Raw genomic sequence first — 20,049 nt, 5'->3', positions numbered from 1 at the left:
CACGGGCAGCACGGGCAGCAAGGGGCAGGGGCTCCGTTATGCTCGACGCCAGTGATTCAGCCAAGCCCATGGACCTGCGACGCATCCGCCACTTTGTCGTTCTTGCCGAGACGCTGAACTTCCGTCGCGCGGCCGAGCGCCTGCACATGGCGCAGCCGCCGCTGACGGTCTCGATCCAGAAACTCGAAGCCGAGCTCGGCACCAGGCTGTTCACCCGCGAGTCCACCGGCGTCCAGCTCACGCCCAGCGGGCAGGCGGTGCTGATCGAAGCGCGCAAGCTGCTCTTCCACGGCAACCAGCTGCGCGAAACCGCGATGAGCACGCTGGCGGGAACGGGCGGCGTGCTGCAGATCGGCTTTGTCGGCTCCACCACCTACGGCATGCTGCAGAAGCTGCTGCCGCTGTTTCGTGCCGAGTACCCCGGCGTCGAACTGATCCTGCGCGAAGCGACGTCGGTCAGCATCCTGCAGCAGCTCGAAGACAAGACGCTCGACATCGGGCTCGTGCGCGTGCCGCTGCTGCAACCGACCCGGGCCACGCTGCTCCAGCTGGAGCGCGAGGAGTACGTGGCGGCGCTGCCGCGCGGCAATGCACTGGCCAGCAAGGGCATGCTCAAGCTGTCGGACATGGCCGGCGAATCCTTCGTCATGTATGCCGCCGGCCAGGCCTCGGGCCTTCACGGCACGGCCATGCTCGCGTGCCAGCAGGCCGGCTTCATTCCGCGCGTGACGCAGCAGGCCATCCAGGTGCAGACGGTGCTCGCACTGGTCGAGAGCGGGCTGGGCGTGGCGCTGGTGCCGTCGGTGATGCAGCGCTATGTGAGCGAGAAGATCGTCTACCGCCCTTTCGTGGACTTTCCGGCCACGGCCTCGATCGGGCTCTCCCTCGCCTACATGGCCGATACCGAGAGTCCGGCCGCCGGCCGGTTCCGGGCCTTGGCGGCGCGCGAGTTTCCATTGGGCCAGGCGGGGTAGCCGCCGGTCGTCCTTCGAGGCCTCTCTCATGTCCTTCTCCGATTCGCTCCTTCTGCGCAACGTGCGCCCGCTGGGAGCGGCGCCCGTCGACCTGCTGGTGACAGGCGACCGCATCGCAGCGGCAGGCGTCGCGCTGCCCGCGCCCGCCGGCTGCGTCGTGGAGGAAGGCGGCGGCGCGCTGCTGCTGCCGGGCCTGGTCGAAGGCCACACCCACCTGGACAAGACCCTGTGGGGCATGGACTGGTACCGCAACGAGGTCGGCACCCGGCTCATCGACAAGATCGACAACGAGCGCGCCTTCCGCGAGGCCAGCCGCCATGACGCGGCGGCCCAGTCGCTGGCGCTGGCCAAGGACTTCCTTGCGCTCGGGACGACCCGGCTGCGCACCCACGTCGATGTCGACACCCAGGCCGGCCTGCGCCACCTCGACGGCGTGATGCGCACGCGCAGCACGCTCGAGGACCTGCAGCAGATCCAGATCGTCGCCTTTCCGCAGTCGGGCCTGCTGCGGCGGCCGGGCACGGCCGAGCTGCTCGACGACGCGATGGCGCGGGGTGCCGATGTGCTGGGCGGCCTCGACCCCTGCGCGATCGACGGCGACCCGGTGCGCTCGCTCGACACGCTGTTCGGCATCGCCGAGCGCCGCGGCTGTCCGCTCGACATCCACCTGCACGAGCCGGGCCCGATGGGGGCCTTCTCGCTGGAACTGATCCTGGATCGCGCGGCTGCGCTCGGCATGCACGGCCGGGTCGCGATCAGCCACGGCTTCTGCCTGGGCGAACTGCCCGAGCGCGAGCGCGACCTGCTGCTGGCGCGAATGGCGAAGCTGGACGTGGCGCTGATCACCAGCGCGCCCCCTTCGCGCAACGTGCCGCCCTTGTTGGCCTGCCGCCAGGCCGGCGTGACGGTGCTGGGCGGCAACGACGGCATCCGCGACACCTGGTCGCCCTACGGCAGCCCCGACATGCTGGAGCGCGCGATGCTGATCGGCATGCGCTACAACCTGCGCCGCGACGACGAGCTCGACATCGCGCTCGACTGCGTCACCCACGCCGGCGCGCGCGGCTGCGGCTTCGCCTCCTATGGCCTCGCCGCGGGCGACCGCGCCGACCTGGTGCTGGTGCAGGCGCAGACCGTGGCGCAGGCGGTCGTCGCACGGCCGCAGCGTCGCCTGGTCGTGGCCGGCGGCCGCATCGTTGCGCGCGACAACGTCCTGCTGCCGCACGCGGTGCCGGCCTGACGGCGACAGGCGCCGGTCGGCACGCGACTGCGGGATTCAGGCAACAGCCGTGCGAGGTTCCCAAGAGCGCTGACAGCGGCTATCCTTGCACACCATGGCCTACTCGCACATCGCGTCGATTATTCGCATCATCCAAAGGATGGTGGGTTAGCGCGCGGCCTGAGTAGCCCTGAGCAACCCGCCCCACGAGGCGGGTTTTTTTCTGTCTCCCGGGGCTTTCAGTGTCACAGGAGATTGGAATGCGCGCATTTGAAACGAGGCAATCAGTCAGGGCGGCCTCCGCACCCGCGATGCTTCACATGGTCTGCGGAAAGATCGGGGCTGGAAAGTCGACGCTCACCCAACGTCTCGCGTCAGAGCCGAAGACGGTTCTCATCAGCGAGGACGATTGGCTCGCGCGTCTTTACCCGAACGAGATTCATGCCATCGCGGACTACGTTCGCTGTGCCGGCAGGTTGCGTGAAGCGATGGCTGGCCACATCGAGGCACTTCTCGTAGCCGGCACGTCGGTTGTGCTCGATTTCCCCTCGAACACCATCGCCACAAGAGGCTGGGCACGCGGCGTTTTCGAGAAAGCTGGAGCCGCCCATCGCCTGCACTACCTGGATGTTCCCGACGAGATTTGCAAAGCGCGCTTGCGTGCTCGCAATCTCTCAGGAGAGCACCCCTTTGAAACAACGGATGCGCAGTTCGACCAGATCACCAGTCACTTCGTGGCGCCAACGGCGGAGGAGGGTTACAACGTCGTTCGCTATGGTTGAGTGCCAACAATGTTGTGCATGGCGCTTGGAGGTCTACGCCCGCCCACCTCCCGATAGAATTTGTCCGGTTTCACGCCGCTCAACTGAGGACTCGAACATGAGAGCGTTCCGAAGGGCCAGATTGCTCGCGCTAGCCATAGCCATGCTTGCCACGGTTTCAGCGGGAGCGAGGCCGTTGAGTCTCTTCAACGCGATGCGTGATACCCCAATCACCCGATTCAACGACGCCGATGTCGACTTGATGACCAAAACGGTTCACCGTGCTCTCGACACTGGCGCGGACGGTGTGGTGGTCACATGGGAGAACCCTCGCACTTCCAGCAGCGGAAATGTCACGCCCGCCAAGGACCCTGAAGGCAGGAAAAGCTGCAGATTGGCCCGAATCGAGAACCGACACAGAGCGTTGCAGAACTCCGGCAGCTATGTCTTCTGCAGGAGCAAGGGTCAGCCCGACGGGGCCTGGCAGGTGACTGGGCTCGCTCCCACCCATTGATGCGACGGCAAGTCGACTTGCCCGTCATGCCCAGGCGGCAGTTTGGGGCGCCGGACGAGTAGCGATTCGTCGCGCCATTCGGGCGGAAGGGAAGGGGCGACACCATTGACGCGCACCTGCATCGAAAGGCTCCTTGAATGGGAAAGCCCGGAAATTTCCTGGGGTCACCCGAAGGGTATTGGACGATCGCGCCATGTATGGTTCGCAGGACGAGCCTCCCGCCGATCCAATGGCGGATGCCTTGACTGCCGCAACCCAGATGGCTCCGACGCGGCGAATTCCTTGACGTTCTGAAATGAATCGACGACACCTTCTGATGCTGGCCGGCTTGCAATCGGCCGTGGCGCTCGTGGCCTGCGGCAAGCGCGGCCCGTCCGTTGCGGCGCTGGGATCCGATGCGCGTGTGCTGGCGCTGGGAGACAGCTTGACCGTCGGCTATGGCGCTACGCCCGAGGAGGCCTGGCCCACGCGATTGGCGCAATTGACCGGCTGGCGGGTCGACAACGAAGGCGTCAATGGCGACACCTCGGCCGGTGCGTTGCAGCGACTGGAGGCATTGCTGGCGGCGAACAGCTACGACGCGGTGCTGGTCGGCATCGGCGGGAACGACATGCTGCGCGGCATGTCGCAGCAGACCACCAAGGACAATCTGGCAGCCATCGTGCGCACGGCGCTGGCGCACACGCCTCGCGTGGCCTTGATCGCGACGCCTGCACCCGACCCGCTGCGCGCGACGGTCGGATCACTCAGCGATGCCGGGTTCTACGAAGTGGTTGCGAAGGCCGAAAAGGCGCTTCTGATTCCGGACGTGTACGCCACCGTTCTCTCGGATCCGGCTCTGCGATCGGACCGCATTCATGCGAATGCGCAAGGCTATGCGGTCGTGGCGCAGCAACTGGCCGACAGGCTCAAGGCGGCTGGCTGGCGCTGAGGAGGAGCCGCCGCGCCGTATCGAATCCGCCCGCGAGCAGGTCGCTCAGGATGGATCGATGGCCTTTCCGTCGCAGAGCAGCGCCGCGTCGGTTGCGAAGCTGCGCAGTGCCTCGTCCATGCCGAGATTGAGAACCGCCATGAACTCGCCGTTGCCGCCGTTCCAGTTGATGCGCGTGCCCATGCCGTGGTACTGGCGCGTGATCTCGCCGCCGGGCGTTGCGTAGCTCACGTTGAGCACCACGTGCGAGACCAGGTTCAACCCGGCCGACCAGGCGTGCGCGAGCCGCAGGCCGACGTTCGCCGCCACCTTGCGCGGCTCCTCTGCGGTGGCTGGCGCGCCTTCAGCCACGCGAAAACCATAGCTCTGGAAAGACGACGTCAACGCACCGCGCGTCCAGGCGACCCCGTCGCCGCTCTTTGCCGACTGAACGAACAGTGGCGAAGCACCCATCGACGCCAGGATGAAGGTCGAGTTGCCCGCGTACGAGGGGTTCGTGCGAGCGTCCGCGATCTTCGGCAGGTACATCGTGCAAGCCTGCACCATCGCCATGCGCTGTTGCGGCGGCGGGCCGTTGGGTCGTGCCGCGGGTGCGGGCGCCTCCTCATAGACCATCGTGAGCGGCTCGGTGTCGGTGAGCGCCAAGGCCAGGCCTGGCGCCAGGCAGGCGAACGCGGCAATGCTGAGGGCGAGTTGCTTCATTGCGCGCTGCTCCTGAGGGAATAGAGGGCGCCCGCCGGATCGCGCAGCACCGTGCGTGCAGCCTCGTCCTCGATGCTCGCGCCGGTCAAGGGCATCCATGCGCCATTGAAGTTGAACTTGACGGACTTGCTGGCTGGCGTCGCAGCGGGCGGCGCCGGAACGGCAGTGCCGGCATTGGCCTTGCCCGCCGGTCCGATGTCCAATGCGACCATGCGCAACGATTCGGTGACCGATTCGCGCATGAGGCCGCGCAGCACCTTGCCGTCGTCAGCCGTCAAGCGCTTGATCACATCGGTTCGCTGTCCGCCTTCGAGCGGCGCCTGGTAGATGGCCGCCGCGCGGTAACTCTGCTCGGTGCGGCCCTCTTGCCAGAGGCTGACGGTCGTGCGCGTGGTGAAGGCGCTCAGGCCGGGTTCGATCGCGTAGTGCAGCAGGAGCACCATGTAGGCGGGGCCGGAGCGCGTCGCCGCAATGCGCGCCTCGTGCTCGGCCTTGGTGGGCATGCCTGCGAGCACCTCGACCGAGCGCACCTTCAGCGGCATCGCCTCGTGATTCAACGCCTTGACGGCCCGCCCGGCCTCGACGCGGAAGTCGTAGTCGAGCAGTGGCCCGACCGTCGCCTGGATCTCGCCGGCCATCGCCTTCTGACGCGACTGCTGGACCGAGGCGTCGATCAACGCCGGGATGAGACCGCCGCCCGCCGCCGCGCTGACACCGGGACTCTGGGCGCTGAACATGAAGCTCTCCTGCGCCACGACGACGCGCACGTCCACCTCCTGGATCCTGGCCCTGTCTTCCTGGGTCAACTGCTTGTGGAATGGCGCGCACGCGCCGAGCGAGAGTGCTGCCAGCACCATCAACATCCGCATCATTCGGGGATCTCCTCGTTCGAAGCCGAGGGCCTCGTATCAATTTGTATCCCCGAATCTATCGGATAGCGATGAGGGTTCGCAAGGGGTTCGAACGCCTAGACAAAAAGCCGCCAGATGGGACTGACACCGGCTGCGAACCGATGTCTTGGATGCCATGCGGCGTGAGCGCCTCAGTTTATCGACCGAAAAGCAGTCATTACCATGATGAGCCGCGCGGATCCGAGTGCGTAGACACAGGACAGAAGCGTCGTAGAAGTCCTGCGAAATGGCAGCCTCGCCAATTGCGACAAGCCCTCCCTTAAATTCAGTGCGGCGAGCAAAAATCCGGCAATTATCAATCCGCTGCCCAGAGACCGATCTATGGCGACCCAGCCCGTCAATGCCGTCGAATTGGAATGCTCAAAAATCCCTCCGGCGATCAACAAGACACATAGCATCAAGTTTTTCAAATTCTCGAAAATCGACTTGAGCAATTTTTTGGATTGGTAGCGATTCATTCTTATTCGAATCCTTGGCCTAGGCGTGGAAGCCGTATGGGATTTCGATCATCGGCTGGAAGTTCCCACCGGAGCCATGTCGATCCGTAAGAGTTGATTTTGAAAATTGCAAGTGAGCGTCACTATTGGCCGATTGTCGACGTATGACGCATGACGCATGGGCCCCAATGCGCGTTCCAGCTAGTAGCGCTGGATTTCGGCGGTACGCGTGATCGTCAAGTCCTGTTCGCAGCCAAGAATCTGACCTTGGTTGATCGCGTTTGCCGAGCATTCCTTGTCGCGGCGCTTGATCCACGCGCGCTGCTCGTTGCGCAATTTGATCTTGCCGTCCGCGTCGAGCCGCGCCATCGCCTGCTTGTAGGCGACATTGAGTGCCTTGTCCGCCCTCGCAGCGTCTTCTCCCGCGCATGCCCACTGTCCTTCCTGTTCACACGCGCGCGGCGCTGCGGTCGGCGGCGATGTTTGCGGCGAGCGCGATAGTGAGTACGACGACGGACTTCAAGGACATGGGTTCTCCATAGGGTTGCAAAAAAGTATCCAAATGTATCAAACTCGGCGCCACCGATGGTCATTGCAAATGCAATACGACAACGTTGCATTTGCAAGTGTGCTAGTGTTGAAGGATGAAATCAGACGCCAGGCCGCAGGAAGCCGCAAAACCTGCATTGCCCCCGCCGCCGCCGGCTGACACGGCACGCGTCATGGCTGCGGCGATCGATGGCGTGTTCCAGCGCGCGTTCGTGTCGCACATCAAGCCGCGCAAGGCAGACCCGAAGAAGACGCAGCACATCTTCGTCATGATGGCCGCGCATCATCATTCGCCGATGTTGAACCGGGACCTGGCCGCGCAGTGGGCATCGAAGAACCTGCCGGTCAAGTCCGTCGATCTCTGGTTTGCGGCGACTGGGCTCGAACGCAGGAAAGACCTGTTCACGGCGCTGCAGCTCAGTTCATCCACGCTGTCGCGGGCCAAGCCCGACACGACGCTGGACGCTGCCGTGACTGAACGCATGCTGCGCCAAAGCGACCTGTTCGTGCGTGCTGCCGAAGTGTTCGGAGAAGAAGGCACGGCGTGGATGACGAAGCCGCATGATCTGCTCGGCGGCAAGGCGCCGGTCGAATACGCCACCAACGAATTCGGCGGCGCGAAGGTGCGCGCGATCCTCAACGCGATCGAATACGGAGGCGTCGTTTGACGCTTTCGGTATGGCGCATCGGCAGCACCAAGGGCCTGACGCTCGCAAGCCTCCCGTTCGGTTCGACGTTGGAAGCGGGACGCTGGCACAGGGCGTCGCCCGATGGTCTGCCGGTGGTCTATGCCGGCGCCAGCCGGGCGCTGTGCCAGCTTGAAAAGCGCGTGCACTGCAACGGCGTGCAGCCGAGAAATCAGGCGATGCTGCGCCTGGACCTGCCCGACGACGCGACGCTGCTGGACATCCGCACGCGGGGCTTGCCCGCGAACTGGCGCGAAAACGAGGCGTGGACGCAAGGCGAGGGCGTTGGCTGGCGCACATCGGCCGCCTCGCTCGGTCTGTGGGTGCCGTCGGCGGTCGAGCCGGGTGAATCGAACCTTGTGCTGAATCCGGATCACGCGCAGTACGCATCGATCGTGGTGACGATCGAGCGCAACCCCTTCCGGTTCGATGATCGGCTGTTCGATTCCTGAGAATGGGTCCCGTGAATCCGAGCAGCGAGAACGAAGACCTTGTGTCAGTGGCGATGCGAGCCTGACAAGCAAAAAGCCCCTGACTCTTGCGAATCAGGGGCTTCCGTTTGGTGCCGGAGAGATGAATCGAACACCCGACCTTCTCATTACGAATGAGCTGCTCTACCGACTGAGCTACACCGGCTAAGCCTTCGATTATAGCGGATCGTGATAGCCCGTCAGCCGCTCGACCTCGTTTTTCGACCCCAACACAACAGCCACCCGTTCATGGAGCTTGGAGGGCTCCAGGTCCAGGATGCGTTTGCGCCCGTTGGTGGCGGCGCCGCCGGCCTGCTCGACCAGCCAGCTCATCGGGTTGGCCTCGTACATGAGGCGCAGCTTGCCGGCCTTCTCGGGCTCGCGCTTGTCCCAGGGGTACATGAAAACGCCGCCGCGCATCAGGATGCGGTGCACGTCGGCCACCATGCTGGCGATCCAGCGCATGTTGAAGTCCTTGCCGCGCGGCCCTTCCTTGCCGGCCAGGCATTCGTCGATGTAGCGCTTCACCGGGGCGTCCCAGTGCCGCATGTTGCTCATGTTGATCGCGAATTCCTTGGTGTCGGCAGGGATCTGGATGTCCTCCTGCGTCAGCATGAAGGAACCCTGTTCGCGGTCGAGCGTGAACATCGCGACGCCGCTGCCCACGGTCAGCACCAGCGTGGTCTGCGGGCCGTAGATGCAGTAGCCGGCCGCCACCTGCTTGTTGCCCGCCTGCAGGAAGTCGCCTTCCTGCACGCCGGGGGTGTCGTCGGGCTTCTTGAGCACGCTGAAGATGGTGCCGATGCTGACGTTGACGTCGATGTTGCTGGAGCCGTCCAGGGGATCGAACAGCAGCAGGTATTCGCCCTGCGGGTAGCGGTTGGGCACGACGTGGATGCTCTCCATCTCCTCGCTGGCCATGGCCGCCAGGTGGCCGCCCCACTCGTTGGCCTCGATCAGCACTTCGTTGGCGATGATGTCGAGCTTCTTCTGGATCTCGCCCTGCACGTTCTCGCTCTCGGCGGTGCCGAGCACGCCGCCGAGCGCCCCCTTGTTGACCGCCTGGCTGATGCTCTTGCAGGCGCGTGCGACCACTTCGAGCAACAGGCGCAGCTGGCCGGGGATCAGGCCGTCGGCGCGTTGCTGTTCGACCAGGTAGCGGGTGAGGGATATCTTCTGTTGAGCCATGTTGTATCGGGGTCCTTGATGGGGTCAGTCGGACAGCGCGCGGGTCACGACCTCGTGCGTGTCCTTGCTCAGGTCGGGCCGGGCGGCGACGCGGGCGATGGCTTCGCGCGCGGCGCTGCGGTAGGGCTCGGCCAGCTTGCTCCAGCGGTCGAGCGCGCGCGCCAGGCGGGCCGCGACCTGCGGATTGATGGCGTCGAGCTCGATCACGCGGTCGCTCCAGAACACGTAGCCGGCCGCGTCGGGGCGGTGCAGCGCGCCCGGGTTGGCGCTGCAGTAGCTGAAGATCACGCTGCGGGCGCGGTTCGGGTTCTTGATCGAGAAGTCCGGGTGCTTCATGAGCTGCTTGACCAGCGGCAGGATGTCGCCGCCGCGGTCGGGCGCGCCGGCCTGCAGCGAGAACCACTTGTCGATCACCAGCGCCTCGTCCTTGAAGATCTCGTGGAAGCGCGCCAGCGCCTGCGCCGCCAGCGCATGGCCCGACGACACCAGCGCGCTGAGCGCGTTGAAGCGGTCGGTCATGTTGCCCGCGTCCTTGAAGCGCTGCAGCGTCTTGCCGGGCCACACGGTGTCGCCCGAGGCGCGCGCCGCGAGGCACAGGTGGGTGAGGGCGATGCCCGCCAGCGCACGCCGGCCCGAGGAGACCGGATCGGGCTGGTAGGCGCCGGTGTCGCGGTTCTGCTCGTAGGCCTGTTCCCAGTCGGCGAACAGCGCGGTCGCGAGCTGCGCGCGCATCGCCTCGCGCACCACATGCACGCGCTGCGGATCGACGATGTCGAGCTGCTCCGCGATGTAGGTCTCGGAGGGCAGGGTGAGCACCAGTTCCTTGAACGCGGCATCGAGCTGCGGATGGCGCAGCACGCTGCGCATCGCGTCGACGAAGGCGGCGTCGAGCGGCTGCTCGTGGGCCGCGGCCGGCTCGGCGATCGCGCGCACTGCGGCGCGCAGCGCCAGGCGCTGGCCGGCTTCCCAGCGGTTGAAGGGGTCCGGGTCGTTGGCCAGCAGGGTCAGCAGCTGGGCGTCGCTGTAGGCGTAGTCGAGGATCACCGGCGCGCTGAAGCCGCGCAGGATCGAGGGCACCGGCTCGGCGTCGACATTGACGAAGGTGAACTGTTCGCCGGCGCGCGTCAGCACCAGGGTGCGCGTGCCTTGCGTGGCCTCGGCCTCGCCTTCGAGCTGCAGCGGGAGTTCACGGCCATCGGCGCCGAGCAGGCCGAGGTTGACCGGGATCACGAACGGATCCTTGGCCGCCTGGCCCGGCGTGGGCGCGCAGCTCTGCACGAAGCTCAGCGTGTAGCTGCGCGCCGCCGAGTCGTAGACGCCATGGGTGGCGAGGCGCGGCGTGCCGGCCTGGCTGTACCAGCGYTTGAACTGSGGCAGCAGGCGCGCSAGTTCGGTGTCGGGATTGGCATCGGCGATGGCTTGCGCGAAGTCGTCGCAGGTCACGGCCTGGCCGTCGTGGCGCTCGAAGTACAGCGTGATGCCGCGCTCGAAGCCCTTGCGGCCGACCAGCGTCTGCATCATGCGCACCACCTCGGCACCCTTCTCGTAGATGGTGACGGTGTAGAAGTTGCTGATCTCGATGTAGCTGTCGGGCCGCACCGGGTGCGCCATCGGGCCCGCGTCCTCGGGGAACTGGGCGGTGCGCAGCACGCGCACGTCCTCGATGCGCTTGACCGCGCGCGCCGAGGCGTCGGCGCACAGGTCCTGGCTGAACTCCTGGTCGCGGAAGACCGTGAGGCCTTCCTTGAGCGAGAGCTGGAACCAGTCGCGGCAGGTCACGCGGTCGCCGCTCCAGTTGTGGAAGTACTCGTGGCCGACCACGCTCTCGATGTTGCCGTAGTCGGCGTCGGTGGCGGTGGCCTGGTTGGCCAGGACGTACTTCGTGTTGAAGATGTTCAGGCCCTTGTTCTCCATCGCGCCCATGTTGAAGTCGCTGGTGGCGACGATCATGAAGCGGTCGAGGTCCAGCGGCAGGCCGAAGCGGGCTTCGTCCCACAGCACCGAGTTGACGAGCGAGTTCATCGCGTGCTCGGTCTTGTCGAGGTCGCCGGCGCGCACGTACACCTGCAGCAGATGGTCGCGGCCGTTGCGCGCCTTGATGCGCTGCTCGCGCGCCACCAGCTTGCCGGCCACCAGCGCGAACAGGTAGCTGGGCTTGCGGAAGGGGTCGACCCACTTGGCGAAGTGGCGGCCCTCGGGCAGTTCGCCCTGCTCGACCAGGTTGCCGTTCGACAGCAGCACCGGGTAGGCGGCCTTGGCGGCGCGCAGCGTCACCGTGTAGCTGGCCATCACGTCGGGCCGGTCGAGGAAGTAGGTGATGCGGCGGAAGCCTTCGGCCTCGCACTGCGTGAAGAAGGTGTCCTCGCTCACGAACAGGCCCATGAGCTTGGTGTTCTTGACCGGGCAGCAGGTGGTGAAGATCTCGAGCTCGAAGGTGTCGGGCAGGTTGTCGATCACCAGTTGCTCGGCTTCCATGCGGAACGAGGCGCCCTGGCCGTCGACCAGCACGCGCGCCAGGTTGAGCTCGTCGCCGTCGAGGCGCAGCGGCTCGGGCGCCACCTCGGGGTTGCGGCGCAGCCGCATGCGGTTGAGCACCCGCGTCTTGGCGGGGTCGAGGTCGAAGGTCAGCTCGACCGTGTCGATCCAGTAGGCCGGCGCGCTGTAATCCTCGCGACGGATCGCGATCGGTTGGCCTTGGGCATCACGCAGCAGCATCGAGTGTCTCCAGGAAGTTTGAGTTGTTCAGTTCGTTGTAGTCGCGCACGGCCGCGATCACGTGGGGCCCCGCGAGTTCGGAGGCGCTGTGGGTGGTGCAGACCGCCACCGCGAGCATGCCGCCGCGGCGCGCGGCCTCGATGCCGAAGGGCGCGTCCTCGAAGACGATGCAGCGCGAGGGCGCCACGCCGATGCGGCGCGCGGCCTCGAGGAAGATCGCCGGCTGCGGCTTGCCCGGCAGCCCCTCGTCGCCGCCCACGATCGCCAGCGGCGCGGGGTCGGGCCGCAGGTTGGACATCGTGAAGGCGATGTTGTGCTGGTCTCCCGCGGTGCCGACCGCCACCTTCAGCCCGCGCGCGACCGCGGCCCGGTTGAAGGCGCTGAAGCCCGGCACCTCGCGGAACTGCGCGCCGAAGAGTTCGCGGTAGATCGATTCCTTGCGGTGCGTGATCTCGGCGCTCTCGGCTTCGGTCACCTCGCGCCCCATCAGCTCGCAGGCGCATTCGAAGGCCGTGCGGCCGGTGGTCTGCCGCATGAACTTCGGGATGTCGATCGCGACCCCATGGCGGATCCCGTACTCGATCCATGCCTTGGCGTGCCAGGGCATGGAGTCGACCATGGTGCCGTCCATGTCGAAGATCAGGGCTTCCACCTTGCGGGTCGATTCCTGCATCAGACGCCTTGCTTCAAGGACGCTTCGATGAAGGCATCGAGATCGCCGTCGAGCACCTTCTGCGTCGCCGAGATCTCGACGTTGGTGCGCAGGTCCTTGATGCGGCTGTTGTCCAGCACGTAGCTGCGGATCTGGTGGCCCCAGCCGACGTCGGTCTTGCTGTCTTCGAGCTTCTGCTGTTCTTCCTGACGCTTGCGCATCTCGTGGTCGTACAGGCGCGAGCGCAGCCGCTTCCAGGCCACGTCGCGGTTGCTGTGCTGGCTGCGGCCGTCCTGGCACTGCACCACGATGCCGGTCGGGATGTGCGTCAGCCGCACCGCCGAGTCGGTCTTGTTGATGTGCTGGCCGCCGGCGCCGCTGGCGCGGAAGGTGTCGGTGCGCACGTCGGACGGATTGATGTCGATCTCGATCGAATCATCGATTTCCGGGTAGACGAAGATGCTCGCGAAGCTGGTGTGGCGGCCACCCGAGGAGTCGAAGGGCGATTTGCGAACCAGCCGGTGCACGCCGGTCTCGGTGCGCAGCAGGCCGAAGGCGTAGTCGCCCTCGACCTTGATGGTCGCGCCCTTGATGCCCGCGGTGTCGCCCGGCGTCTCGTCCTCGATCTGGGTCTTGAAGCCCTTGCGCTCGGCGTACTTCAGGTACTGGCGCAGCAGCATGCTGGCCCAGTCGCAGGCTTCGGTGCCGCCGGCGCCGGCCTGGATGTCGACGAAGGCGTTCAGCGGATCGGCCGGATTGTTGAACATCCGGCGGAATTCGAGCTGCTTGATGTCGGCTTCGAGCTTGGCGGCGTCATCGGCGATGGCCTGCAGGCCGTCCATGTCGCCGTCCTCCTTCGACATCTCGAAGAGTTCGGTGTTGTCGGACAGGCCGCTGGTGAGCCGGTCGAGCGTGACCACGACGTCGTCGAGCGACTTCTTTTCGCGACCCAGTTCCTGGGCCTTCTTGGGGTCGTTCCAGACGTTGGGGTCTTCGAGCGACGCGTTGACCGTCCTCAGGCGTTCGGCTTTGGCATCGTAGTCAAAGATACCTCCGTAAATCGACCGTGCGGGCGCTCAGGTCCGCGAGGGTTGCGCCGATTTGGTTGATTTGCTCTGCATCCATGGGGTGTCCTGACGGTGTTGGGGGGAAACCGCGCATTTTCTCATGCCGGGCATGGCCCGGTCCCGGAGAGGGGGGAGGGGTCCGGGCCGCCTTCAGGACGAAAGGAAGTCCTCGATCAGCCCGGCCACGCGGGCGGGCTGGTCGTGGTGCAGCATGTGGCCGGCGTCCTCGACCCGGGCGATGCGCGCGTCGGGCACTTTCTTCAGCCGCTCGTGGTACTCGTCCAGCGTGTAGCGGCCCTTCCACCATTGGCCCAGGCTGTCGTCCGAGGCCTCGACCGCCAGCAGCGGCGCGGTGATGGCAGCGTACAGCGCCAGCATCTCGTCGAGCCGGAACAGGTTGGCGTTGATGATCTTGTGCGCCGGATCGCCCAGGATCTCCCAGCGTTCGCCGCCCTCGGGGTGCGGCCGGCCGGCCGACCAGTGGGCGGCCAGCCAGTCGGCCTTGTCCTGCGTCAGGCGCGGGTTGGTCTTCATGAGCCGGCGCGCCACGCCTTCGACGCCCGAATAGCTGGCCAGCGCCATTTCGCCGCGGTGCAGGCGCTTGAGCTCGTCGATCCACTTGCCGAAGCGCTCCGGCGCCTGATCGGGCTTGAGCGCCGGCATGCCGAAGCCTTCGAGGTTGACCAGCCGGCGCACGCGCTGCGGCCGCACGCCGGCGTACTGCATGACCACGTTGCCGCCCATGCTGTGGCCGACCAGATCGACCGGGACATCGCCGGCGTAGTGGTCCAGCAGCCAGTCGAGGTCGGCCAGGTAGTCGGGCATCCAGTAGTTGTCGACGCGACCGCCCTCGGTGAGGCCGAAGCCGCGCCAGTCCGCCGCGACCACAAAGCGCTCCTCGGCCAGTGCGTCGACCACGAACTGCCAGGAGGCGGCGACGTCCATCCAGCCGTGCATCAGCACCAGCGGCGGCCGGGCGGCGGAGGGCTCGCCCCACAGGCGCACGTGGTAGCTGAGGTTGCGGACGGGGACGAATTCGCTGCGCGAGGCGCGGAGGGCTTGGTACATCGCGTCCGATGATACGGACCCCGGCCGGGCCGTGCAGTCGACTGCACGACACGCCTTCGCCTCAGCGGGTAGCATTTCGCCGATGCAAAAAATCCAACTGGGTCAGAGCGACCTTCACGTCACGCCGATCTGCCTCGGCACCATGACTTTCGGCGAGCAGGTCGACGAGTCCACCGCCCACGCCATCCTCGACCGTTCGCTCGAACGCGGGGTCGACTTCATCGACACCGCCGAGATGTACGCGGTGCCGGCACGCAAGGAAACCTTCGGCGCCACCGAAACCATCATCGGCCACTGGTTCGAGAAGCATCCGGGCGCGCGCCAGAAGATCGTGCTGGCGACCAAGGTCGCGGGCCCGTCGCGCGGCATGCCCTGGGTGCGCGAGGGCAGCGGCATGACGCCGGCCGACATCGCCGCCTCCTGCGAAGCCAGCCTGAAGCGGCTCAAGACCGACGTCATCGACCTCTATCAGATCCACTGGCCGGAGCGCCACGTGCCGGCCTTCGGCCAGATCTACTACGACCCGAAACGGGAAACTTCGATCACCCCGATCCACGACCAGCTCGAAGCGCTCGGCAAGCTGGTCAAGGCCGGCAAGGTGCGCGCGATCGGCTTGTCGAACGAAACGCCCTACGGCGTGCACGAGTTCGTGCGCCTGGCCGAGCAGCATGGCCTGCCGCGCGTCGCGACCGTGCAGAACGTGTATTGCCTGATCAGCCGTGCGCTCGAAAACGGCCTGGACGAAACCATGCACCGCCTGGGCGTCTCGCTGCTGGCCTATTCGCCGCTGGCCTTCGGCCTCTTGACCGGCAAGTACGACCAGAGCGGCACCGAAGGTCCGGACGCGCCCAAGGGCGCGCGCATCTCGCGCTACGAATCGGTGCGCAAGCAGCGCTGGGGCCGCCCGGACTCGCTGAAGGCGGCGCGCCGCTACAACGCGCTGGCCTGCGAGCATGGGCTCACGCCCGCGCAGATGGCGCTGGCCTTCTGCTACACCAAGTGGCAGGTGGCGAGCACCATCATCGGCGTGACCTCGGTCGCCCAGCTCGATGAGGATCTCGACGCCTGGGGCACCACGCTGTCGCCCGAGCTGCTGGCGGAAATCGACAAGATCCGCTGGGAATTGCGCGATCCGGCCGGGTGACCCCGTGAGCAAGAAGGCCCACGTCAGCGAAACCCCCGCCACCCAGCTGCTGCGGGCGAACGGCATCGCCTTCACGGAGCATCCCTACGAGTACCTCGAGCACGGCGGCGCCCAGCACAGCGCCGAGGTGCTCGGGCTCGACCCCTTCACCGTGGTCAAGACGCTCGTGATGCAGGACCAGGACGCCAAGCCGATGCTGGTGCTGATGCACGGCAACCGCACGGTGTCGACCAAGAACCTGGCGCGGCAGATCGGCGCCAAGTCGGTCGAGCCCTGCAAGCCCGAGGTCGCGAACCGGCACAGCGGCTACCTGGTCGGGGGCACTTCGCCCTTCGGCACGCGGCGCGCGATGCCGGTCTACATCGAGTCGACGATCCTCGAGCTGCCGCGCATCGCGATCAACGGCGGGCGCCGCGGCTATCTGGTGGGCATCGACCCGCAGGTGTGCCTGAGCCTGCTCGGCGCCAAGCCGGTGCAGTGCGCGCTGGCAGAATAGCCGGTTGCCTCGAACGGAGGCGCCCGGAGAAGCCGTGAGTTCCTATTTCCCTTCGTTGATCGCGATCGTCCTGTCCTACCTGCTGGGATCGCTGTCCTTCGCCGTGATCGTCAGCAAGACGCTCGGCATGGCCGACCCGCGCAGCTACGGCAGCAAGAACCCGGGCGCCACCAACGTGCTGCGTTCGGGCAACAAGGGCGCCGCGCTCGCGACGCTGCTGCTCGACGCGCTCAAGGGCTGGGTGCCGGTGTTCCTGATCCAGCAGTTCGGGGCCGCATGGGACATGGGCCCCGGCACTGCGGCGGTGGCCGGGCTGGCGGCGTTCCTCGGGCACCTTTATCCGGTGTTCTTCGGCTTCCAGGGTGGCAAGGGCGTGGCGACCGCGGCTGGCGCGCTGTTCGGCATCGACCCGCTGCTGGGCCTGGCGACCGGCGCCACTTGGCTGATCATCGCGGTCTTCTTCCGCTATTCGTCGCTGGCCTCCATCGTGGCGGCCTTCTTCGCGCCGGCCTACTATCTGATCGGCGGCCAGATTGCCTGGCCGCTCGATCTCATGGTGCTGCTGGCGCTGGTGTCGATCAGCCTGTTGCTGGTCTGGCGTCATCGCGAGAACATCCGCCGGCTTGCCGCCGGCACCGAGTCCAGGCTCGGATCCAAAAAATAGGAAACAACCCATGGCCACCATCCAGCGCTTTCATGTCGGTCCCCGCCTCAGCGAGACTGCGGTCCACAACGGGACGGTCTACCTCGCGGGCCAGGTGCCCGACGACCTGTCGCAGGACATCCGCGGCCAGACCGCGCAGGTGCTGGCGATGGTCGACCGCCTGCTGGCCGAGGCCGGCAGCGACAAGTCGCGCATCCTGATGACGCAGATCTTCCTTTCCGACATCACGGACATCGCCGCGATGAACGACGTGTGGGACGCCTGGATCCCGGCCGGCAACACGCCGCCGCGCGCGACCGTGCAGGCCGCGATGGCCAAGCAGGGCTACAAGATCGAGATTGTCGTGACGGCAGCTGGCTGAGCTCGCCCCCAGGTTGCCCGGCACTTCGTGTCCGGGCGCCCACCCCCCGCCGGGGGCAACACCAGCGGCCCGGCAAAGCCGGTTCCGCGGTGTTTCACCAACGGGCCTGGCCGCGCCGGCCGATAGAAAAAAGGCGCCGCGCTTGTTCTGCGGCGGCGCCCAGCGCCCGCCTGTTCGTGGGCAGTCGCGGAACCGGCTTCGCCGGGCCGCTGACTGCGCCCCCGGTAGGGGGTGGGCGGGCTACACGAAGTGAGCCCAACCTGGGGGCGAGCCTAGAACCGTTTTTCGAGGACCATCTGGTCGGCGTCCCGGCGCATCGAGAAGCGGTTGATGAAGCTGTTGCCCAGCAGGATGAAAGGCATGGGCTGCTCCGAGACGATGGCTTCGACGTCGTAGACCTCGACGTCGCCGACCCGCACCGAGGCGAGCCGCACGCGATGGCCCTGCGCGACGCCGTTGGCGGTGTTCATGCGCACCGGCTGGCCCTTGCTGAAATCGAGCCCGATGCGCTGCGCATCGGCGGCCGACATCGCGATGGTGGTGGCGCCGGTGTCGAGCATGAAGCTGACCGCGCGGCCATTGATCGCGCCCTGCGCCATGAAATGCCCGCCGCTCGACACCGGCAGCACGATGCGGGTGCCGCCGCCCCCGGAGCCGCCGTTGCCGCCGATGCTCACCGGCGTGTCCATGCGCAGCGCCACGCGCTTGCCGCCGGCCTCGACCATGGCCTGCTCGCCCTGCAGCGACACCAGTTTCACACCTTGGAAGGTCTCGCCGACGGCCACCGTCTTGGGCGCTCCGCCGTTCACGATCAGGATCGCGCGGCTGCCGATGGTGCCGGTCAGCGTCACCGACTGGGCGTGCGCGAAGGTGCAGGCTGCGGCGAGCAGCAGCGGAAGGATCGCCTTCATAAGGGGGYGGGCTAGTCCCTGAAGTTGTTGAACGAAAGCGGCATGTCGGGCACGTCCTTCTTGATCAGTGCCATCGCCGCCTGCAGGTCGTCGCGCTTGGCGCCCGTGATGCGCACCGCGTCGCCCTGGATCGCGGCCTGCACCTTGAGCTTGCTGTCCTTGATCAGGCGCTGGATCTTCTTGGCGGTCTCGGACTCGATGCCGTTCTTGACCTTGATGACCTGCTTGACCTTGTCGCCGCCGATCTTCTGGACGTCGCCCTTGTCGAGGAAGCGCACGTCGACGCTTCGCTTGGTGAGCTTGCTGCGCAGGATTTCCTCCACCTGCACGAGCTGGAACTCGGCGTCGCCGATCATGGTGATTTCCTTGTCCTTGAGCTCGACCGCGGCCGCGGTGCCCTTGAAGTCGAAGCGCGTGCCGATTTCCTTGGCGGTGTTCTCGACCGCATTCTTGACCTCGGGCAAGTTGGGTTCACAAACGGTGTCGAAAGACGGCATGAAGGCTCCGGCAGCAACAAAAAAAGGAATGCGCCGCGCGCAGTGTCGCGCGGCGTGCGAATGAGACAATTCTCCCATGATCGTGGAGCACAACGTACCGCTGCAGCAGCACAACAGCTTCGGCATCGTCGCGCGCGCCCAGCACCTGGCGCGCATCACCGGCGAAGCCGACGTCGCGGCGCTGCTGGCCGACGCGCAATGGCGCGATGCGCCCAAGTTCGTCCTCGGCGGCGGCAGCAACATCGTGCTGACCGGCGACGTCAAGCCGCTGGTGCTCAAGGTGGAAATCAAGGGCCTGCGGCTGGTCGAAGAGACCTCGAAAGCCTGGATTGTCGAGGCCGGCGCCGGCGAGGTCTGGCACGACACCGTGCACTGGGCGCTCGACCGGGGCTTCCCGGGCCTCGAGAATCTCGCGCTCATCCCCGGCACCGTGGGCGGCTCGCCGGTGCAGAACATCGGCGCCTACGGGGTCGAGTTGCAGGACCGCTTCGAGTCGCTCGACGCCATCGACCTGCAGACCGGCCGCGCCTTCACGCTCGATGCCGCCCAGTGCGCCTTCGGCTACCGCGATTCGGTGTTCAAGCACGCGGCCTCCGGCGACAACGATTTCGGGCTCGCGGGCAGGGCGTTGATCACGCGGGTGCGCTTCCGACTGCCCAAGCCTTGGAAGCCGGTGCTCGGCTATCTCGACCTCGAACGCAAGATGGACGAGACCGGCAATTTCACGCCGAGCGCGCTGGACATCTTCGACTGGATCTGCGCCATCCGCCGCGCCAAGCTGCCTGACTGGCGCGTGCTGGGCAACGCCGGCAGCTTCTTCAAGAACCCGACCGTGACGCCGGAGCAGTGCGCCGACATCATTGCCCGCGACCCCAAGATCGTTCACTACCCGATGGCCGACGGCAGCATCAAGCTGGCGGCCGGCTGGCTGATCGATGCCTGCGGCTGGAAAGGCAAGTCGGTGGGCAATGCGGGCGTCTACGAGCGCCAGGCGCTGGTGCTGGTGAACCGGGGCGGCAAGGCCAACCCGGTCACTGGCGGGGAAGTGATGACGCTGGCCAAGGCGATCCAGACCAGCGTCTACGAGCGTTTCGGGATCCGGCTGGAGCCGGAACCCGTTGTCGTTTAGAGC

21 protein-coding genes, 1 tRNA gene and 1 pseudogene are annotated in these 20,049 nt (G+C 66.4%); 11 read left to right on the top strand and 12 right to left on the bottom strand.

The genetic code is table 11. The features are described 5' to 3' along the window. Positions 1-68: 68 nt before the first annotated feature. From AB4Z46_RS13900 to AB4Z46_RS13885, 4 genes are all read left to right on the top strand, one after another. Entirely contained in the window at positions 69-974 is a 906-nt protein-coding gene (locus tag AB4Z46_RS13900; protein WP_442284083.1) for a LysR family transcriptional regulator, read from the top strand. Between the two features lie 28 nt (positions 975-1,002). Then, entirely contained in the window at positions 1,003-2,214 is a 1,212-nt protein-coding gene (locus AB4Z46_RS13895) for an amidohydrolase family protein (RefSeq protein WP_442284082.1), read from the top strand. A 239-nt stretch (positions 2,215-2,453) separates the two neighbouring features. Next, positions 2,454-2,975: an AAA family ATPase gene (locus AB4Z46_RS13890; protein ID WP_442284081.1), complete on the top strand. Its 522-nt coding sequence runs from the start codon at positions 2,454-2,456 to the stop codon at positions 2,973-2,975. A gap of 809 nt (positions 2,976-3,784) precedes the next feature. Then, positions 3,785-4,399 carry a GDSL-type esterase/lipase family protein gene (locus tag AB4Z46_RS13885; protein WP_442284080.1) on the top strand — a complete coding sequence of 205 codons (615 nt, stop codon included), beginning with the start codon at positions 3,785-3,787 and terminating at the stop codon, positions 4,397-4,399. Positions 4,400-4,444: 45 nt separating this feature from the next. On the opposite strand, the gene AB4Z46_RS13880 is transcribed toward AB4Z46_RS13885, so the two are convergent. The 4 genes and pseudogenes from AB4Z46_RS13880 to AB4Z46_RS13865 all read right to left on the bottom strand — a co-directional run. Next, a complete protein-coding gene (locus tag AB4Z46_RS13880; protein WP_442284079.1) occupies positions 4,445-5,101 on the bottom strand; it encodes a hypothetical protein in 657 nt (218 codons plus the stop codon). Further along, a complete protein-coding gene (locus AB4Z46_RS13875; RefSeq protein ID WP_442284078.1) occupies positions 5,098-5,973 on the bottom strand; it encodes a hypothetical protein in 876 nt (291 codons plus the stop codon). The genes AB4Z46_RS13880 and AB4Z46_RS13875 overlap by 4 nt, the downstream gene beginning before the upstream one ends. A gap of 170 nt (positions 5,974-6,143) precedes the next feature. Next, positions 6,144-6,470, bottom strand: coding sequence for a hypothetical protein (locus AB4Z46_RS13870; RefSeq protein WP_442284077.1), 327 nt, complete (start codon positions 6,468-6,470; stop codon positions 6,144-6,146). Between the two features lie 180 nt (positions 6,471-6,650). Continuing rightward, a pseudogene (locus tag AB4Z46_RS13865) lies at positions 6,651-6,884 on the bottom strand (lysozyme inhibitor LprI family protein); the annotation flags it as partial. A gap of 287 nt (positions 6,885-7,171) precedes the next feature. Here AB4Z46_RS13865 and AB4Z46_RS13860 point away from each other — a divergent pair. Both AB4Z46_RS13860 and AB4Z46_RS13855 read left to right on the top strand, forming a co-directional pair. Beyond that, positions 7,172-7,666 (top strand): antitoxin Xre/MbcA/ParS toxin-binding domain-containing protein, encoded by a 495-nt coding sequence (locus AB4Z46_RS13860; RefSeq protein ID WP_442284076.1) that lies wholly within the window; start codon positions 7,172-7,174, stop codon positions 7,664-7,666. Then, entirely contained in the window at positions 7,663-8,136 is a 474-nt protein-coding gene (locus AB4Z46_RS13855) for an RES family NAD+ phosphorylase (RefSeq protein WP_442284075.1), read from the top strand. The genes AB4Z46_RS13860 and AB4Z46_RS13855 overlap by 4 nt, the downstream gene beginning before the upstream one ends. Positions 8,137-8,244: 108 nt before the next feature. On the opposite strand, the gene AB4Z46_RS13850 is transcribed toward AB4Z46_RS13855, so the two are convergent. The 6 genes from AB4Z46_RS13850 to AB4Z46_RS13825 form a co-directional block, all read right to left on the bottom strand. Further along, a tRNA-Thr gene (locus AB4Z46_RS13850) sits at positions 8,245-8,320 on the bottom strand. An 11-nt stretch (positions 8,321-8,331) separates the two neighbouring features. Continuing rightward, a complete protein-coding gene (locus tag AB4Z46_RS13845; protein ID WP_442284074.1) occupies positions 8,332-9,342 on the bottom strand; it encodes a class 1 fructose-bisphosphatase in 1,011 nt (336 codons plus the stop codon). Positions 9,343-9,366: 24 nt separating this feature from the next. After that, a complete protein-coding gene (gene pepN / locus AB4Z46_RS13840; RefSeq protein ID WP_442284073.1) occupies positions 9,367-12,057 on the bottom strand; it encodes an aminopeptidase N in 2,691 nt (896 codons plus the stop codon). Continuing rightward, positions 12,044-12,730: an HAD family hydrolase gene (locus AB4Z46_RS13835; protein ID WP_442284072.1), complete on the bottom strand. Its 687-nt coding sequence runs from the start codon at positions 12,728-12,730 to the stop codon at positions 12,044-12,046. The genes pepN and AB4Z46_RS13835 overlap by 14 nt, the downstream gene beginning before the upstream one ends. Continuing rightward, positions 12,730-13,834 (bottom strand): peptide chain release factor 2 gene (gene prfB / locus AB4Z46_RS13830; protein ID WP_442284071.1). Its coding sequence is split into 2 segments (ribosomal slippage): positions 12,730-13,752 and positions 13,754-13,834, totalling 1,104 coding nucleotides; the frame shifts between segments, so codons are not numbered across the junction. Before prfB ends, AB4Z46_RS13835 begins: the two co-directional genes overlap by 1 nt. A 92-nt stretch (positions 13,835-13,926) precedes the next feature. Beyond that, positions 13,927-14,844 carry an alpha/beta fold hydrolase gene (locus AB4Z46_RS13825; protein ID WP_442284070.1) on the bottom strand — a complete coding sequence of 306 codons (918 nt, stop codon included), beginning with the start codon at positions 14,842-14,844 and terminating at the stop codon, positions 13,927-13,929. Positions 14,845-14,926: 82 nt separating this feature from the next. On the opposite strand from AB4Z46_RS13825, the gene AB4Z46_RS13820 reads away from it, so the two are divergent. From AB4Z46_RS13820 to AB4Z46_RS13805, 4 genes are read left to right on the top strand one after another with little or no spacing between them, the layout of a single operon-like run. Then, on the top strand, positions 14,927-15,988 hold the full coding sequence (locus AB4Z46_RS13820; protein WP_442284069.1) for an aldo/keto reductase: 1,062 nt from the start codon (positions 14,927-14,929) through the stop codon (positions 15,986-15,988). A gap of 4 nt (positions 15,989-15,992) precedes the next feature. After that, on the top strand, positions 15,993-16,484 hold the full coding sequence (locus tag AB4Z46_RS13815; protein WP_442284068.1) for an aminoacyl-tRNA deacylase: 492 nt from the start codon (positions 15,993-15,995) through the stop codon (positions 16,482-16,484). 34 nt (positions 16,485-16,518) lie between these two features. Then, positions 16,519-17,148, top strand: coding sequence for a glycerol-3-phosphate 1-O-acyltransferase PlsY (gene plsY / locus AB4Z46_RS13810; protein WP_442284067.1), 630 nt, complete (start codon positions 16,519-16,521; stop codon positions 17,146-17,148). Positions 17,149-17,158: 10 nt separating this feature from the next. Further along, entirely contained in the window at positions 17,159-17,509 is a 351-nt protein-coding gene (locus AB4Z46_RS13805; protein ID WP_442284066.1) for a RidA family protein, read from the top strand. Positions 17,510-17,781: 272 nt separating this feature from the next. Here the strand turns inward: AB4Z46_RS13805 and AB4Z46_RS13800 are convergent, their stop codons facing one another. Both AB4Z46_RS13800 and AB4Z46_RS13795 read right to left on the bottom strand, forming a co-directional pair. After that, positions 17,782-18,420, bottom strand: coding sequence for a retropepsin-like aspartic protease family protein (locus AB4Z46_RS13800; protein WP_442284065.1), 639 nt, complete (start codon positions 18,418-18,420; stop codon positions 17,782-17,784). Between the two features lie 11 nt (positions 18,421-18,431). Further along, on the bottom strand, positions 18,432-18,917 hold the full coding sequence (locus tag AB4Z46_RS13795) for a YajQ family cyclic di-GMP-binding protein (RefSeq protein ID WP_442284064.1): 486 nt from the start codon (positions 18,915-18,917) through the stop codon (positions 18,432-18,434). A gap of 76 nt (positions 18,918-18,993) precedes the next feature. On the opposite strand from AB4Z46_RS13795, the gene murB reads away from it, so the two are divergent. Further along, positions 18,994-20,046 (top strand): UDP-N-acetylmuramate dehydrogenase, encoded by a 1,053-nt coding sequence (gene murB / locus AB4Z46_RS13790; RefSeq protein WP_442284063.1) that lies wholly within the window; start codon positions 18,994-18,996, stop codon positions 20,044-20,046. Positions 20,047-20,049 lie beyond the last annotated feature (3 nt).

This window comes from Variovorax sp. M-6, from assembly GCF_052114385.1.
GTDB lineage: Bacteria > Pseudomonadota > Gammaproteobacteria > Burkholderiales > Burkholderiaceae_C > Variovorax.
The sequence above is the reverse complement of the archived record's forward strand: the minus strand, read 5'-3'. Positions and strand labels throughout refer to the sequence as shown.

Bases quoted from the DNA above. Each gene is read 5' to 3' on its own strand.
- AB4Z46_RS13880 (WP_442284079.1), bottom strand. From the start codon at position 5,101: ATGAAGCAACTCGCCCTCAGCATTGCCGCGTTCGCCTGCCTGGCGCCA.
- AB4Z46_RS13870 (WP_442284077.1), bottom strand. From the start codon at position 6,470: ATGAATCGCTACCAATCCAAAAAATTGCTCAAGTCGATTTTCGAGAAT.
- AB4Z46_RS13805 (WP_442284066.1), top strand. From the start codon at position 17,159: ATGGCCACCATCCAGCGCTTTCATGTCGGTCCCCGCCTCAGCGAGACT.
- AB4Z46_RS13835 (WP_442284072.1), bottom strand. From the start codon at position 12,730: ATGCAGGAATCGACCCGCAAGGTGGAAGCCCTGATCTTCGACATGGAC.
- AB4Z46_RS13890 (WP_442284081.1), top strand. From the start codon at position 2,454: ATGCGCGCATTTGAAACGAGGCAATCAGTCAGGGCGGCCTCCGCACCC.
- AB4Z46_RS13875 (WP_442284078.1), bottom strand. From the start codon at position 5,973: ATGATGCGGATGTTGATGGTGCTGGCAGCACTCTCGCTCGGCGCGTGC.
- AB4Z46_RS13900 (WP_442284083.1), top strand. From the start codon at position 69: ATGGACCTGCGACGCATCCGCCACTTTGTCGTTCTTGCCGAGACGCTG.
- murB (WP_442284063.1), top strand. From the start codon at position 18,994: ATGATCGTGGAGCACAACGTACCGCTGCAGCAGCACAACAGCTTCGGC.
- AB4Z46_RS13845 (WP_442284074.1), bottom strand. From the start codon at position 9,342: ATGGCTCAACAGAAGATATCCCTCACCCGCTACCTGGTCGAACAGCAA.
- AB4Z46_RS13795 (WP_442284064.1), bottom strand. From the start codon at position 18,917: ATGCCGTCTTTCGACACCGTTTGTGAACCCAACTTGCCCGAGGTCAAG.
- AB4Z46_RS13800 (WP_442284065.1), bottom strand. From the start codon at position 18,420: ATGAAGGCGATCCTTCCGCTGCTGCTCGCCGCAGCCTGCACCTTCGCG.
- AB4Z46_RS13895 (WP_442284082.1), top strand. From the start codon at position 1,003: ATGTCCTTCTCCGATTCGCTCCTTCTGCGCAACGTGCGCCCGCTGGGA.
- AB4Z46_RS13885 (WP_442284080.1), top strand. From the start codon at position 3,785: ATGCTGGCCGGCTTGCAATCGGCCGTGGCGCTCGTGGCCTGCGGCAAG.
- AB4Z46_RS13860 (WP_442284076.1), top strand. From the start codon at position 7,172: ATGGCTGCGGCGATCGATGGCGTGTTCCAGCGCGCGTTCGTGTCGCAC.
- AB4Z46_RS13820 (WP_442284069.1), top strand. From the start codon at position 14,927: ATGCAAAAAATCCAACTGGGTCAGAGCGACCTTCACGTCACGCCGATC.
- AB4Z46_RS13825 (WP_442284070.1), bottom strand. From the start codon at position 14,844: ATGTACCAAGCCCTCCGCGCCTCGCGCAGCGAATTCGTCCCCGTCCGC.